We start from the raw sequence: 14,351 nt of genomic DNA, 5'->3' as shown, positions 1-14,351 counted from the left end.
GAACAACATGAGCAGGACCTCGCGCATAGCGGGTGCGGTCGTCGGAGCGGTCGTGCTGGCAGGGGCGCTCGCCGGATGCGGCGGCGACAGCCTGGAGAAGGACAAGGGCGGCTCGGACAAGGGCGCCGGAGCCGGCTCCGGAAAGGGCTCGCTCGTCGTGGGCGCCGCGGCCTTCACCGAGTCCAAGGTGCTCGCCGAGCTGTACGCCCAGGTGCTGGGCGGCGCCGGATACGACACCTCGGTCACCACGGTGAAGAACCGCGAGTTGTACGAGCCCTCGCTGGAGAAGGGCGAGATCGACGTCGTCCCCGAATACGCGGCCACCATCGCCGAATTCCTCAACGCCAAGGCCAACGGCGCGAAGGAGGCCGAGCAGAGCCCGGTCGCCTCGGGTGACGTCACGGCGACCGTGGCCGCGCTGGAGAAGCTGGCCACCCCGCTCGGGCTGAAGGTCCTTCCGGCCGGCCAGGCCGTCGACCAGAACGCCTTCGCGGTGTCCAAGGAATTCGCCGAGAAGAACAGCCTCAAGACGCTTTCCGACCTCGGCAGCTCGAAGATCAAGGTGAAGATCGCGGCGGGTGACGAGTGCGAGGTGCGGCCGTTCTGCGCGCCCGGGCTGAAGAAGACCTACGGCATCGACGTGACCGGTATCGACCCGAAGGGTGTCGGCACCCCGCAGTCCAAGCAGGCTGTCAAGGACGGCAAGGACCAGCTGGTCCTCACCACCACCACGGACGCCGTGCTCGATTCGTACGGGCTGGTGTTCCTGGAGGACGACAAGAAGCTCCAGAACGCGGACAACGTCCTGCCGGTCGTGAATGCCAAGGACGCGGGTGCGCCTGAGATCGCCGAAGCCCTCGGCAAGCTCACTGACGTACTCACGACCCAGGATCTCGCGGAACTGAACCGCAAGGTCGACGCCGAGCGCGCCAAGCCCGCCGATGCGGCCCAGGAGTATCTGCGGTCCAAGGGCTTGATCAAGAAGTAAAGGGGCCCGTGGAAGAGCCACTTGGGGGGCCGCGAGGTAACCGGCGGGGAACAGATTGCCGGGCGGCCTCCCAAGTGACCCGTACGCACGGTAAATTTCGGACCATGCCACGAGGACGCCACCGCCATTCGCCGCCCCTCCACAAAATCCTGCCGCCCGCCGTGGTGGCCGGAGTGCCGGTCGTGTGTGCCGCGGGAGCCTGGCTCCTCGCGGAACCGCTGGCTCTGCGCACCCTGGTGGCCGTGACGGCGGCCGCCGCTCTCACCGGCGCCTGTCTGATGCGCAGCTGGGACCGGGCCGCGGGGCTGCGCGTCGCCGAGCTGACCCGGGCCAGGGTCAGTGACGAGTGGAGGACCGAGGAGCGCATAGCCGAACTCGAGGCCGACCTCGAGGAATCACGGGAACTGCGCACCCGGCTGGAGACCAAGCTGCGCCGCAAGCGCGTGGAGCTCGCCGGGCTGCGGGGCGAACACGCCGCGCTGCTGCGCCGGTACGCCAACGCGGAGACGGAGCGGGCCAGCGCGCTCGAGGGCCGCAGGCAGCTCGCGATCGAGGTGTCCGGACCGCGCGAGCTCCTTCCCGCGCGCTCGACCCCGACGCCGGGCGCCTACCTGCGCGCCGCCCAGGCCCTTCGGGACCTGCCCCGCAACGCCGCCCTCCAGGAGGCCCGCCGCACGGCCGGGCTCGCCAGGCAGCGCGATCTCGCCGACCGGACGGCCGAACGTGACGCGGAGGGCGACGGCCCGCAGGGGAAGCACGCGGCGGTCGCCGGAGCGGGTGATCTCCAGCACCGCCGTCCCGCCGCTCCCCTTGCCGCGCGGCAGCTCTCACCGGCGCCCGCGACCTCTCGCCGCGACGTATCCGCCGCGTCGGCCGTCGTCCCGTACGCCGCCTCGCGCCGCCATCTGGTCCCTCAGGGGACCTTCGACTTCTTCGGTACGCAGAAGGCCACGGCCGCGATCGAGTCCGTGCAGAACGAGGACCTCGCGGACGTGGTGGGCGAGGAGGCGCTGGCGGTGCACCGCACGGGCTCGGCCGAGAACCGGGCGGTCGGCAAGGTCATCGACCTGACCGCCCACGACGAGACCGAGCAGCTGGACGTCGTCGAACTGCGCAGCGCGGTCTCCTCGTAGCGCGAGGGCGGCTCCTCCGGCACGGGGCTACCCGCATGCCCCCGCCCGTACGGGGCTACCCGCATGCCCCCTCCTGCAAGGGCCAACTTGCACGGCCCTGACGGCGTCGGGCTACTTGTCGATGTCCCCGACGACGAAGAAGAGCGAGCCCAGGATCGCCACCATGTCGGCGACGAGCGTGCCGGGCAGGAGCTCGGTGAGCGCCTGGATGTTGTTGAACGAGGCGGAACGCAGCTTCAGCCGGTACGGGGTCTTCTCGCCGGTGGAGACCAGGTAGTAGCCGTTGACGCCGAGCGGGTTCTCGGTCCACGCGTAGGTGTGCCCCTCCGGAGCCTTCAGCACCTTGGGCAGCCGCTGGTTGATGGGCCCCGGCTCCAGGTCAGCCATCCGGTCCAGGCAGGCGTCCGCCAGGTCCAGCGCGTTGTGCGTCTGTTCCAGCAGGCACTCGAAGCGGGCCAGGCAGTCGCCTTCGGTACGGGTGACGACCCTGAGCGTGTCCCGCAGTTCCCCGTACGCCAGGTACGGCTCGTCGCGCCGCAGGTCGAAGTCGACGCCGGAGGCGCGGGCGATCGGCCCGGACACCCCGTAGGCGTGCACCGCCTCGGCGGACAGCACCCCCACCCCCCGGGTGCGACCGCGGAAGATCTCGTTGCCGAGCACCAGCCCGTCGTAGACGTCCATCCGTGAACGCACCGACGCCACGGCGTCCCTGGCGCGGCCCGACCAGCCGGCCGGCAGGTCCTCCTTGAGGCCGCCGACCCGGTTGAACATGTAGTGCATCCGGCCGCCGGAGACCTCCTCCATCACGGCCTGGAGCTCCTCGCGCTCCCTGAACGCGTGGAACACCGGGGTGATCCCACCGAGTTCGAGGGGGTAGGAGCCGAGGAACATCAGATGGTTCAGGACCCGGTTCAGCTCCGCGAGGAGTGTCCTCGTCCAGACCGCGCGCTCCGGGACCTCCATGCCGAGCATCCGCTCGACGGCCATGACGACCCCGAGCTCGTTGGAGAACGCCGACAGCCAGTCGTGGCGGTTGGCGAGCATGATGATCTGCCGGTAGTCCCGGGCCTCGAAGAGCTTCTCGGCGCCGCGGTGCATGTAGCCGATCACAGGCTCGGCCTGCTGGATCCGCTCGCCGTCCAGGACGAGCCGCAGCCGGAGCACACCGTGGGTCGAGGGGTGTTGCGGACCGATGTTCAGCACCATGTCGGTGCTCTCCGCCGCGCCGCCGATACCGATCGTCGTCTCCGTCATGCGGGACAGTATCCCCCCTCACGATCCGGGACCCGCCGGCGCAGCCAGCCGAAGTCCCCCAGCCCGCCGCGGGCCGTGAGTTCCGCCGCCTCACCGGCCGAGGCGAGCGCCCGTACGTAGCCCACCGGGTCGGCCGACGCCCGCGCCAGCGGCGGCCGTTCACCGCTGATGCCCAGTTCCCGCAGGGCCGTCCGCTGGTCCAGGAGCTCGGCCCCGCCGCCCGCCGCGGCCGCGCACGCGTCGAGTGCCACGTGCGACGTCAGATCGCAGCTCCCGTCGGGTACGGGCCGCACCTCGCGCCCTTCCCGGAACCCGGTCAGGGTCCCGAACGGCGGCCTGGAACCCCGCACATGGGCGTAGTCCACGGCCACCGCCGTTCCGCCGCTCAGGGACGCGACCGCACGCGCCCAGGCCTCGTCGCGCGGCAGGCCGATCTCCGCACGGTCGCCGGGCCGGGACAGCGGCCACCAGCGGTCCAGCCACGCGGCCTCCGCCCCGGTCACCGGATCACCCAGCCGCTCGGTGCCGTCCCTCCGCACGAGGACGTGGCGCGCCACCCCGGCCGCGTCGGCCTCCGCGACGTCCGTCGGTACGTTGTCCAGCCACTCGTTGGCGAACAGCAGCCCGCGTGTGCCCACCGGGAGTTCGGCGCTCCACTCGACGGCCGGGTCCAGGCCCGGCGGGCGCGGGGCGATCTCCACGGCGTACGCCCGCACGGTGAGACCGGGGGCCACCGCGCCTTCCCGCAGAGCCGTCAGTACTCCGGTCAGCAGCTCGCCGCGGCCTGCTCCGACGTCGACCAGGTCGACCGAGTCCGTTCCCAGCTCCCGGGCCGTCGCGGCGAGCAGCCGGGCGACGGCGGTGGCGAACAGCTTGGACGCGTGCACCGAGGTGCGGAAATGCCCCGCGGGGCCTTCCGGTCGCCGGTAGAAGCCCTCTTCCCCGTACAAAGCGGTATCAGCCGCGTCCCGCCACCGGCGCCAGTCATCCGTCACATGGGCAAGTCTCCACCTTGGGGAGTACGGTCCGGGGACCCGGATCGCCCCTTCGGCTGACCCGGTCACCGATCAGCTGTCCCTACGCTGGGTAACGTGCAGCGCTTCTACGATTTCATCCGCAGACACCCGACGGGCGTCGACACCTTCTGGGCTGTCTTCCTCCTCGGGCTCTCCGGCGTGTCCATCGTGGCCGGCCAGGTCGGCAGCGGCCGGGAGCGCGTCGCCGCGGTGCCGATCGCCGTCGGCCTGTGCGTCGTCGTCGCGCTGCGCCGCCGTGTGCCGGAGAGGATGCTGCTGCTCGCGATCGTGATGGGGCTCGCCCAGCTGCTGCTGGGCGTGCGCCCCGACGTGGCCGACTTCGCCATGCTGGTGATCACGTACACGGTCGCCACGGTGGGGGAGCTCTGGGCCTCCCGGCTCGCCCTCGGATGCAGCCTGGTGGCGGCGGCGATCTCGCGACTGCGCTGGCCCGACGACGCCCCCTCGGGCGGCTGGGCGCAGACGTTCGTCTACGTCGTCGTCATGACCGTGCCCTTCGTGCTGGCCTGGGTGCTCGGCGACTCGATACGCACCCGGCGGGCCTACTTCAACCAGCTGGAGGAGCGGGCCGCCCGGCTGGAACGCGAGCGCGAGGCCCAGTCGAAGGTGGCCGTCGCCGCCGAACGGGCCCGTATCGCCCGCGAGCTGCACGACGTCGTCGCGCACAACGTCTCGGTGATGGTGGTCCAGGCCGACGGCGCCGCCTACGTGATGGACACCTCTCCTGACCAGGCGCGGCAGGCCCTGGAGACCATCTCCGGCACGGGCCGCCAGGCGCTCGCCGAGATGCGGCGGCTGCTCGGGGTGCTGCGGACCGGCGATGCCCAGGAGAGCGGTGAGTACGTCCCCCAGCCCGACGTCGAGCAGATCGAGGAGCTCGTCTCCAAGGTCAGGGAGACGGGCCTGGCGGTGGACTTCAAGATCGAGGGCACCCCGCGTCCGCTGCCGAGCGGGGTCGAGCTGACGGCGTACCGCATCGTCCAGGAGGCGCTCACCAACACCCGCAAGCACGGTGGTCCTGACGTCGGGGCGAGCGTGCGCCTGGTCTACTTCGACGACGGTCTCGGCCTGCTCGTGGAGGACGACGGCCGTGGCGCCCCGCACGAGTTGTACGAGGACGGCGGGGCCGACGGCGCCGGTCAGGGAATGATCGGTATGCGGGAGCGGGTCGGCATGGTCGGCGGCACGCTCGACGCGGGCCCGCGGCAGGGCGGCGGCTTCCGGATCAGTGCCCTGCTTCCGCTCAAGCCGGCGAACCAGTGACACCTGCTTCCGCTCAGCCGGCGAACCAGTGACAGAAGGACAGGACCCCATGGCGATCCGCGTGATGCTCGTCGACGACCAGGCGCTGCTGCGCACCGGTTTCCGGATGGTGCTCGCCGCCCAGCCGGACATGGAGGTCGTCGCTGAGGCCGGCGACGGGGCGGAGGCGATCGATGTCCTGCGGTCCACGGCCGTCGACGTGGTGCTGATGGACGTACGCATGCCCCGGTTGGACGGCGTCGAGGCGACCCGGCGCATCTGCGCCGCGGAGGACCCGCCCAAGGTGCTGATCCTCACGACGTTCGACCTGGACGAGTACGCGTTCTCCGGCCTGAGGGCCGGGGCCGGCGGTTTCCTGCTGAAGGACGTGCCGCCCGCTGAGCTGCTCTCCGCCATCCGCTCGGTGCACAGCGGCGACGCCGTCGTCGCGCCTTCCACGACCCGCAGGCTCCTCGACCGCTTCTCGCCGCTGCTGCCGAGCAGCACGAAGGAGCCTCGGCACAAGGCCGTCGAGAAGCTGACCGGGCGCGAGCGCGAAGTGATGCTGCTGGTCGCCCAGGGCCTCTCCAACGGTGAGATCGCGGGCCGTCTCGTGCTCTCCGAGGCCACGGTGAAGACCCACGTGGGCCGCATCCTGACCAAGCTGGCCCTGCGCGACCGGGTCCAGGTGGTCGTCCTCGCGTACGAGACTGGCCTGGTCAGGGCGAGCGGCGGGGCGGGCTGAACCCCGGGTCCGGACCGGGCGGGCTCCGGCGCCGGCCGACGGCGGTCGCCGATCCACCGGCCGACCTGCCCCTCGCACGGGCGGACCCGCCCGTGCGGGGTCACGCTGGATCCATGGACAGCGTTCAGCAGCACATGTACGACAGCTACCGCGCCGTGCGGCACGGGGAGGCGCCGCCGCCGCTGCCCGGCACGCACGACTGGGCGATCCTGCGGGGAATCGGCAGACGCGTCCGTGCCTGGGCCGTGGCGCACCGCCCGCCCTACGCCTGAGCGGCGCGGTCCACGTCCGGACCGGGTCCAGTTCGCGCCTGCGGGGAGGCCGCCTCCAGCCGCCCCACGAACTCCGCCACCGCTTCCAGCACGTCGCCGGCCGTCCACTCCAGCCCCGGCGCCGCGACGGTGACCTCGGTGAACGAGAGTCCGGGCGGTCCCGCGGGGGCCGGGAACCAGCGGCGGAAGAGCGTCACGCCCGTCTCCTCGGCCTGCCGCACCGAGACCTCGTCCAGCACCTCGGCGGCGTAGGGCAGCCAGACCTGGAACTGGTGCGTGTGCGGTGGCCGGGGGTGCACCCGGGACCACGGCACCGCCGATCCGGCGAACCCCTCGGCCAGCGCTTCGGCGACCACCTTCGCGTGCGCCACGTACGAAGGCAGCCGGGGGAGTTCCCGCTCGATGCCCAGCAGGGCGGAGAGCGCGGCCGGGTACTGCTGGAAGACCTGCCCGCCGTACCGGTGCCGCCAGGTCCGCGCCTCGTCGACCAGCGACTCGGGCCCGGCGAGCACCGCGCCCGACAGCCCGTCCAGCGACTTGTAGAACGACACGTACACGCTGTCGGCGAGTGCCGCCGTCTCCCGCAGGCCGTGCCCGAAGTGCCCGGCGCACTCCCACAGCCGCGCCCCGTCCAGGTGCACCACGGCGTCCCGCTCCCGGGCGGCGGCCACGACGGCTTCCAACTCCTCCCAGGTGGGCAGGACGAAACCGGCGTCGCGCAGCGGGAGCTCGATCATCAGCGTGCCGAACTGCTCGGGCAGGTCCCTGACCTCGGCCGCGGTCATCTGCCTGGGCCGGGTCGTCGGGTGCACGGTGCGCAGTCCGCTCACCGAGGAGAGCGCGCCCCGCTCGTGCACCTCGGGGTGGGAGAGCGGGTGCAGCGCCACAACCGGGTCGCCCGTCCGGGCCGCCCAGCAGCGCAGCGCGATCTGCTGGGCCATCGTCCCGGTCGGGAAGAACGCGGCGGCCTCCATGCCGAGCAGGTCCGCGGTGCGTCGCTCGACCTCGGCGACGACCCCGTCGCCGTACACATCCGTCCACTCGTCAAGGTCGTGCACCGTGCCTGCGTCGGCGGCCAGTGACGTCAGCCGCTCGGCCAGGGTGTGGTCGGCCGACATCCGCGCCAGCACCTTTCCCGACCCCCGCCATGCGGCCAGCCTGCGGTGTCGCTGCTCCTGCTCATCGGTGGCTCCCATGGGACGATCATCACCCGGATCGAGGGCCCCGCCCACTCCGGCCCTGCCTGCCGCCAGAAGTTGTCCACAGGATGTGGACAGCCGTGGGCGTGCCGAAACGCTGGCGTAGCATGCAGAGAAGTCGTCCGGTACCCCCTGCGGACTGGAACGGAAGGCCGTAGCCGCGTGAACGCATCAGTTTCCAAGGACCCCCTCGACCCGAGGGACCGCCCCGCCCGTCTCACCGTCGGTGTCGTCGGCGCGGGTCGGGTCGGCCCCGCCCTCGCCGCCTCGCTGCGGCTGGCCGGCCACCGCCCGGTCGCGGTGTCGGGCGTGTCCGACGCCTCCGTGCGACGGGCCGCCGCGCTGCTCCCGGACGTCCCCCTGGTGACACCCGCCGAGGTCCTCGCACGCGCCGAGCTCGTGCTGCTGACCGTTCCCGACGACGCGTTGCCCGGTCTGGTCGACGGCCTCGCCGAGACCGGTGCCGTGCGGCCCGGCCAACTCGTCGTCCACACCTCCGGGCGCTACGGGACGCGGGTGCTCGACCCGGTGCTGCGGGCCGGCGGCCTCCCGCTCGCACTGCATCCGGCGATGACCTTCACCGGCAGCCCCGTCGACGTCCAGCGACTGGCCGGCTGCTCCTTCGGGGTCACGGCCCCCGAGGAGCTCAGGCTCGCGGCGGAGGCGCTCGTCATCGAGATGGGCGGCGAACCCGAGTGGATCGCCGAGGAGTCCCGGGCGCTCTACCACGCGGCCCTCGCCCTGGGCGCGAACCACCTGGTCACCCTGGTCGCGCAGTCCATGGAGCTGCTCCGCAAGGCCGGTGTGGGCGCGCCCGACCGGATGCTCGGCCCGCTGCTCGGCGCCGCGCTCGACAACGCCCTGCGCTCCGGTGACGCGGCGCTGACCGGGCCGGTGGCCCGCGGCGACGCGGGGACGGTGTCCGCGCACGTCCGCGAGCTGCGGACGCACGCCCCGCAGGCCGTGGCCGGTTATCTCGCCATGGCCCGTGCCACCGCCGACCGCGCGCTGGACCACGGTCTGCTCAAGCCGGAGTTCGCGGAGGACCTGCTCGACGTCCTGTCGGACCGCGCGAACACGCTCGACGGGAAGAACGGCGCACAGGGTCCGGACGAGCAGGGCCCGGGGGAGGACCGATGACCACCGCACCCGCCACCCTGATCCGCACCGCCGTCGAGCTCGACGCCCTCGGCCGCCCCGCCGGCGCGCCCCGTGCCGTCGTCATGACGATGGGCGCTCTCCACGAAGGCCACGCCACCCTGATCCGGGCGGCGCGCACCGCCTCCGGGCCGGACGGGCAGGTCGTCGTCACCGTCTTCGTCAATCCGCTCCAGTTCGGTGAGGCCGCGGACCTCGACCGCTATCCCCGCACCCTGGACGCGGACCTCGCGCTCGCCTCGGAGGCGGGCGCCGACGTGGTCTTCGCGCCGTCCGTCGACGAGGTCTACGCCGGCGGTGACCCCCAGGTGAGGATCACCGCGGGCCCCATGGGCGAGCGGTTCGAAGGCGCCTCGCGCCCCGGGCACTTCGACGGCATGCTCACCGTCGTCGCCAAGCTCCTCCACCTCACCCGGCCGGACGCCGCGTTCTTCGGGCAGAAGGACGCCCAGCAGCTCGCCCTGGTCCGGCGCATGGTGCGCGACCTCAGCTTCGGCATCGACATCGTCGCCGTGCCGACGGTCCGGGACCCGGACGGCCTCGCGCTCTCCAGCCGCAACCGGTTCCTCTCGGCCGAGGAACGCCGTACCGCGCTCGCCCTCCCCAGGGCCCTCTTCGCGGCCCGAGACCGGCTGGCCGCCCAGCAGGTGCTGCACGTCCGTGCCCGGACCGCGCCGGAACCCGACGGCAGGGCGGCCGCCCTCACCCGGCTCGGGGAGACCCGCGCCGCCGCCGACTCCCAGGCGGTCGCACTGGCCCGTCCGGCCGTCGCACCCGCCGGAGTACGGGCCGCCGCGCAGGCCGTCCTGGACGAGGCGGCCGGGGAAGCGGTGCCGCTCGCCCTGGACTACGTGGCACTCGTGGACCCGGCGGACTTCACCGAGATCCCGGACGACCGGGACAGCGGCGAGGCGGTACTCGCCGTGGCCGCGCGGGTGGGCGCCACCCGCCTGATCGACAACATCCCACTGACCCTCGGAGCCCTCACATGACCGGAATACGGCTGGCCGCCCCCGCCCCCGGCTGGGCCATCGACGCGGACGTGGTCGTGGTCGGCTCGGGCGTGGCCGGTCTCACCACCGCCCTGCGCTGCGCCGCGGCGGGCCTCGCGACCGTCGTCGTGACCAAGGCCCGTCTCGACGACGGCTCCACCCGCTGGGCGCAGGGCGGTATCGCCGCCGCGCTGGGCGAGGGCGACACCCCCGAACAGCACCTCGACGACACCCTGGTCGCCGGGGCGGGCCTGTGCGACGAGACGGCGGTGCGCGCCCTCGTCACCGAGGGACCCGGCGCCGTGCGCCGGCTGATCGGCACCGGTGCGCACTTCGACACCACCGACACCGGGGCGATCGCCCTGACCCGCGAGGGCGGCCACCACCGCCGCCGTATCGCGCACGCCGGCGGTGACGCGACGGGGGCCGAGATCTCCCGTGCCCTCGTCGAGGCGGTCCGCTCGGCCGCCCTGCGCACCATCGAGAACGCCCTGGTCCTCGACCTGCTCACGGATGCCGAAGGCCGTACCCGGGGCGTCACCCTGCACGTCATGGGAGAGGGCCAGCACGACGGCGTGGGCGCCGTCCGCGCCCCGGCGGTGGTGCTCGCCACCGGCGGTATGGGTCAGGTGTTCTCCGCCACCACCAATCCGCCGGTCTCCACGGGAGACGGAGTGGCGCTCGCGCTGCGGGCCGGAGCGGAGGTGTCGGACCTGGAGTTCGTCCAGTTCCACCCGACCGTCCTGTTCCTCGGCGCCGGCTCCGAGGGCCAGCAGCCCCTGGTGTCCGAGGCGGTACGGGGCGAGGGCGCCCATCTCGTCGACGCGTCGGGCAACCGCTTCATGCTGGGACAGCACGAACTGGCCGAGCTCGCCCCGCGTGACATCGTCGCCAAGGCCATCACCCGCCAGATGCACCTCCAGGGTGCCGAGCACATGTATCTCGACGCCCGGCACTTCGGCGCCACGATGTGGGAGCAGCGCTTCCCGACGATCCTGGCCGCCTGCCGTACCCACGGCATCGACCCCGTGACGGAGCCGATCCCCGTCTCCCCCGCCGCGCACTACGCCTCGGGCGGGGTGCGCACCGACCTGCGGGGCCGTACGACCGTGCCCGGTCTCTACGCCTGCGGGGAGGTCGCCTGCACCGGTGTGCACGGTGCGAACCGGCTGGCGTCCAACTCCCTCCTGGAGGGGCTGGTCTTCGCCGAGCGCATCGCGGCCGACATCGTGGACGGGCCCCGGGCGGCTCCCCTCGGCGGGAGCGTCCCCGAGGCCCACTCCGAGGGCCCGCCCGCCGTCCCGCTGCTCACCGCGGAATCCAGGACCGCGATCCAGCGGATCATGAGCAGGGGCGCCGGAGTCATCCGCTCCGCCGTCGGTCTCGCCACCGCTGCCGGCGAACTGGAGGCGCTCGGGCGGACCGCTGCCGACACCTCCGGCGACGGCGGCCGGAAGGACGCCGAACCAGGGGTGGAGGCGTGGGAGGCCACGAACCTCCTCCTCGTCTCGCAGGTGCTGGTGGCCGCCGCCCGGGAGCGCGAGGAGACCCGCGGCTGCCACTGGCGCGAGGACCACCCCGAGCGTGACGACGCCTGGCGCCGTCACCTCGTCGTCCGCGTCGACCGGGACCTGCGGCCCGTCGTCCGCACGACCGACAGTTCCGCGTTCCCGCCCGTACGACCCGGAGACCCGGCAGACTCCGCACTGTCCGCCGGCCTCCCGAACCACCCCGCCGACGCCCCCGAGGAGCCGTAACCGTGAGCACGCCCGAAGAGAATCCTCGCCCCACGCCTGTGGACGTACCGCTGATCCACATCGGCGCACCCGCCGAGTCCGGCGGTGGCTGCGGTGACGGCTGCGGCTGCGGTGACGGCTACGACCCCGACGGCCTGGAGTGCGGCCTGGACCCCGCGCTCGCCCAGCTCCTGGCCGATGCGGGACTGGACCCGGTCGAGGTGGAGGACATCGCCCACGTCGCGATCGAGGAGGACCTCGACGGGGGCGAGGACGTCACCACCGTGGCGACCGTCCCCGAGCACGCCGTCGCCACCGGTGACTTCACCGCCCGTGAGGCCGGCGTCGTCGCAGGCCTGCGCGTCGCGGAGGCCGTCCTCTCCATCGTCTGCACCGACGAGTTCGAGGTCGAGCGCCACGTCGAGGACGGCGACCGGGTCGTACCCGGCCAGAAGCTGCTCACGGTCACCACCCGCACCCGTGACCTGCTCACCGGCGAGCGCAGCGCGCTCAACCTGCTCTGCCGGCTCTCCGGCATCGCGACGGCGACCCGCGCCTGGGCGGACGTGCTCGAAGGCACGAAGGCCAAGGTCCGCGACACCCGCAAGACGACGCCGGGGCTGCGCGCGCTGGAGAAGTACGCGGTGCGCTGCGGCGGTGGCGTCAACCACCGCATGTCGCTGGTGGACGCCGCTCTGGTCAAGGACAACCACGTGATCGCGGCCGGCGGTGTCGCCGAGGCGTTCTCCCGGGTCAGGAAGGCGTACCCGGAGCTCGCGATCGAGGTCGAGGTCGACACCCTGGAGCAGGTCGGCGAGGTGCTCGACGCGGGCGCCGACCTGATCCTGCTGGACAACTTCACCCCGTCCGCGACGGCCGAGGCGGTCTCCCTCGTCGGCGGTCGCGCGGTGCTGGAGTCCTCGGGCCGGCTGTCCATCGGTTCCGCCCGGGCCTACGCCGACGCGGGTGTCGACTACCTGGCGGTCGGCGCCCTCACGCACTCCTCGCCGATCCTGGACATCGGCCTGGACTTCCGCGACGGGGCCGACGCCTGATGCTGCTCACCATCGACGTCGGGAACTCGCACACCGTCCTCGGCCTGTTCGACGGCGAGGAGATCGTCGAGCACTGGCGGATCTCCACCGACGCCCGCCGTACGGCCGACGAGCTCGCCGTGCTGCTCCAGGGCCTGATGGGCATGCACCCGCTGCTCGGCGTCGAACTCGGCGACGGCATCGAGGGCATCGCGATCTGCTCGACCGTCCCCGCCGTTCTGCACGAGCTCCGCGAGGTCACCCGCCGCTACTACGGCGACGTCCCCGCGGTCCTCGTGGAGCCGGGCGTCAAGACCGGCGTGCCCGTCCTGACCGACAACCCGAAGGAGGTCGGCGCGGACCGCATCATCAACGCGGTCGCGGCCGTCGAGCTCTACGGCGGCCCCGCCATCGTCGTCGACCTCGGTACGGCCACCACCTTCGACGCGGTCTCGGCACGCGGTGAGTACACGGGCGGCGTGATCGCGCCCGGTATCGAGATCTCCGTGGAGGCCCTCGGCGTGAAGGGGGCCCAGCTCCGCAAGATCGAGCTGGCCAGGCCCCGCAGCGTCATCGGCAAGAACACGGTCGAGGCCATGCAGTCCGGCATCGTGTACGGCTTCGCGGGCCAGATCGACGGCGTGGTCGCGCGCATGAAGAAGGAGTTGGCGGCGGACCCGGACGAGGTCACCGTCATCGCGACCGGGGGCCTTGCTCCGATGGTGTTGGGGGAGTCCTCCGTCATCGACGAGCACGAGCCCTGGCTGACGCTCATCGGACTGCGTCTGGTCTACGAGCGGAACATCGCCCGCATGTAGGTCCCGCCCGCGACCACCTGCGGGAACGAGTCGGCGGCGCGGCGTGGGACGGCGCGCCGCCAGGCAGCCAGTTAAGCGGATTTTGTCCCTTTAGCACGTATTGTCGCGTCATGCCCACGCCCTACGGATCACGCGGCGGCATGGCGTTCAGCGCGGACGAGCTCCGGGTGCTCCGACGCGCTCTCGCCAACGCCCTCCACCCCACGCCCCTGCCGGAAGAGGATGTCCAGGACTGCCTGCGACTCGCGGGCGCGGTGGACGAGGCGGTGAGCGAGGGCGGCCGGTTGCGCACCTTCCTCCTCGCCGATCTCGCCCGCTACCGCGACGCGCTCCCCGGCTCGCTCAGCGGCTACCTGGAATTGCTCCAGGACGCTCTCGCGGCCGGCTACGACCCCCGCCCCGACGACCTCGCCGCCCTGCGCGCCCTGCGTGCCGGCCCCGTCGCCGCGGCGCTCCTGGAGCGTTGCCAGGTGTTGGCGGAGCGCTCCGTGCGGGCGCGGCTCGCCGGACGTGCCGCACCCGCCACGGCGCCCGCGCCGCGCAGCCGGCTGCTGGCCCTGCCCGGCGGGCGCGCCGCGGCCAAGGAGCCGGAGCGCCCCGCGGGCCCCGCCCGGCCCGTGCGGCCGGTCCGCCCGGCGGCCCCGGGTGAGCGTCCGATGCCCAAACCCTCCGAGGTCTTCCCGCCCCGCCGTCGCCCCACGCCGGCCCCCTCGCCGGAGGAGCGCGCCGTGTCCTGACGGATG

General features: G+C 72.9%; 14 protein-coding genes. 11 read left to right on the top strand and 3 right to left on the bottom strand.

All coding sequences use genetic code 11. The annotated features are described in order from the left end of the window. Window positions 1–7: 7 nt before the first annotated feature. Window positions 8–988, top strand: a complete 981-nt coding sequence (locus AB0I83_RS11400) for an ABC transporter substrate-binding protein (RefSeq protein ID WP_363304418.1) — start codon at window positions 8–10, stop codon at window positions 986–988. A 104-nt stretch (window positions 989–1,092) separates the two neighbouring features. After that, entirely contained in the window at window positions 1,093–2,121 is a 1,029-nt protein-coding gene (locus tag AB0I83_RS11395; protein ID WP_356532456.1) for a hypothetical protein, read from the top strand. 111 nt (window positions 2,122–2,232) lie between these two features. On the opposite strand, the gene AB0I83_RS11390 is transcribed toward AB0I83_RS11395, so the two are convergent. Both AB0I83_RS11390 and AB0I83_RS11385 read right to left on the bottom strand, forming a co-directional pair. Next, entirely contained in the window at window positions 2,233–3,375 is a 1,143-nt protein-coding gene (locus AB0I83_RS11390) for an NADH-quinone oxidoreductase subunit D (protein ID WP_356532457.1), read from the bottom strand. After that, window positions 3,372–4,370, bottom strand: a complete 999-nt coding sequence (locus AB0I83_RS11385) for an SAM-dependent methyltransferase (RefSeq protein ID WP_363304417.1) — start codon at window positions 4,368–4,370, stop codon at window positions 3,372–3,374. Before AB0I83_RS11385 ends, AB0I83_RS11390 begins: the two co-directional genes overlap by 4 nt. 96 nt (window positions 4,371–4,466) lie before the next feature. Between AB0I83_RS11385 and AB0I83_RS11380 the strand changes: the two genes are divergently transcribed. From AB0I83_RS11380 to AB0I83_RS11370, 3 genes are all read left to right on the top strand, one after another. After that, window positions 4,467–5,675 (top strand): sensor histidine kinase, encoded by a 1,209-nt coding sequence (locus tag AB0I83_RS11380; RefSeq protein ID WP_363304416.1) that lies wholly within the window; start codon window positions 4,467–4,469, stop codon window positions 5,673–5,675. Window positions 5,676–5,724: 49 nt separating this feature from the next. After that, entirely contained in the window at window positions 5,725–6,399 is a 675-nt protein-coding gene (locus AB0I83_RS11375) for a response regulator transcription factor (protein ID WP_363304415.1), read from the top strand. Between the two features lie 113 nt (window positions 6,400–6,512). Then, window positions 6,513–6,671: a hypothetical protein gene (locus AB0I83_RS11370; RefSeq protein ID WP_356532465.1), complete on the top strand. Its 159-nt coding sequence runs from the start codon at window positions 6,513–6,515 to the stop codon at window positions 6,669–6,671. On the opposite strand, the gene AB0I83_RS11365 is transcribed toward AB0I83_RS11370, so the two are convergent. Beyond that, window positions 6,662–7,867, bottom strand: a complete 1,206-nt coding sequence (locus tag AB0I83_RS11365) for a beta-eliminating lyase-related protein (RefSeq protein WP_363304414.1) — start codon at window positions 7,865–7,867, stop codon at window positions 6,662–6,664. The two genes, AB0I83_RS11370 and AB0I83_RS11365, sit on opposite strands and share 10 nt — an antisense overlap. 165 nt (window positions 7,868–8,032) lie before the next feature. On the opposite strand from AB0I83_RS11365, the gene AB0I83_RS11360 reads away from it, so the two are divergent. From AB0I83_RS11360 to AB0I83_RS11335, 6 genes are all read left to right on the top strand, one after another. Further along, on the top strand, window positions 8,033–9,010 hold the full coding sequence (locus tag AB0I83_RS11360) for a DUF2520 domain-containing protein (RefSeq protein ID WP_356841980.1): 978 nt from the start codon (window positions 8,033–8,035) through the stop codon (window positions 9,008–9,010). Then, window positions 9,007–10,020 (top strand): pantoate--beta-alanine ligase, encoded by a 1,014-nt coding sequence (gene panC / locus AB0I83_RS11355; protein ID WP_363304413.1) that lies wholly within the window; start codon window positions 9,007–9,009, stop codon window positions 10,018–10,020. Before AB0I83_RS11360 ends, panC begins: the two co-directional genes overlap by 4 nt. After that, complete coding sequence (locus tag AB0I83_RS11350) at window positions 10,017–11,777, top strand: L-aspartate oxidase (protein WP_363304412.1); 1,761 nt, start codon at window positions 10,017–10,019, stop codon at window positions 11,775–11,777. Before panC ends, AB0I83_RS11350 begins: the two co-directional genes overlap by 4 nt. A 2-nt stretch (window positions 11,778–11,779) precedes the next feature. Beyond that, the gene (nadC, locus tag AB0I83_RS11345) at window positions 11,780–12,811 is read left to right on the top strand and encodes a carboxylating nicotinate-nucleotide diphosphorylase (protein WP_356532475.1); all 1,032 of its coding nucleotides are present in this window, start codon (window positions 11,780–11,782) and stop codon (window positions 12,809–12,811) included. Then, window positions 12,811–13,608 (top strand): type III pantothenate kinase, encoded by a 798-nt coding sequence (locus tag AB0I83_RS11340; protein ID WP_356532477.1) that lies wholly within the window; start codon window positions 12,811–12,813, stop codon window positions 13,606–13,608. The genes nadC and AB0I83_RS11340 overlap by 1 nt, the downstream gene beginning before the upstream one ends. Before the next feature lie 140 nt (window positions 13,609–13,748). Further along, window positions 13,749–14,345, top strand: a complete 597-nt coding sequence (locus AB0I83_RS11335; RefSeq protein ID WP_356532533.1) for a hypothetical protein — start codon at window positions 13,749–13,751, stop codon at window positions 14,343–14,345. Window positions 14,346–14,351: the final 6 nt, after the last annotated feature.

This window comes from Streptomyces sp. NPDC049970 (assembly GCF_040660235.1).
Lineage (GTDB): Bacteria > Actinomycetota > Actinomycetes > Streptomycetales > Streptomycetaceae > Streptomyces.
Note: the sequence above shows the minus strand (reverse complement) of the source record. Positions and strands in the feature narration are given on the sequence as shown.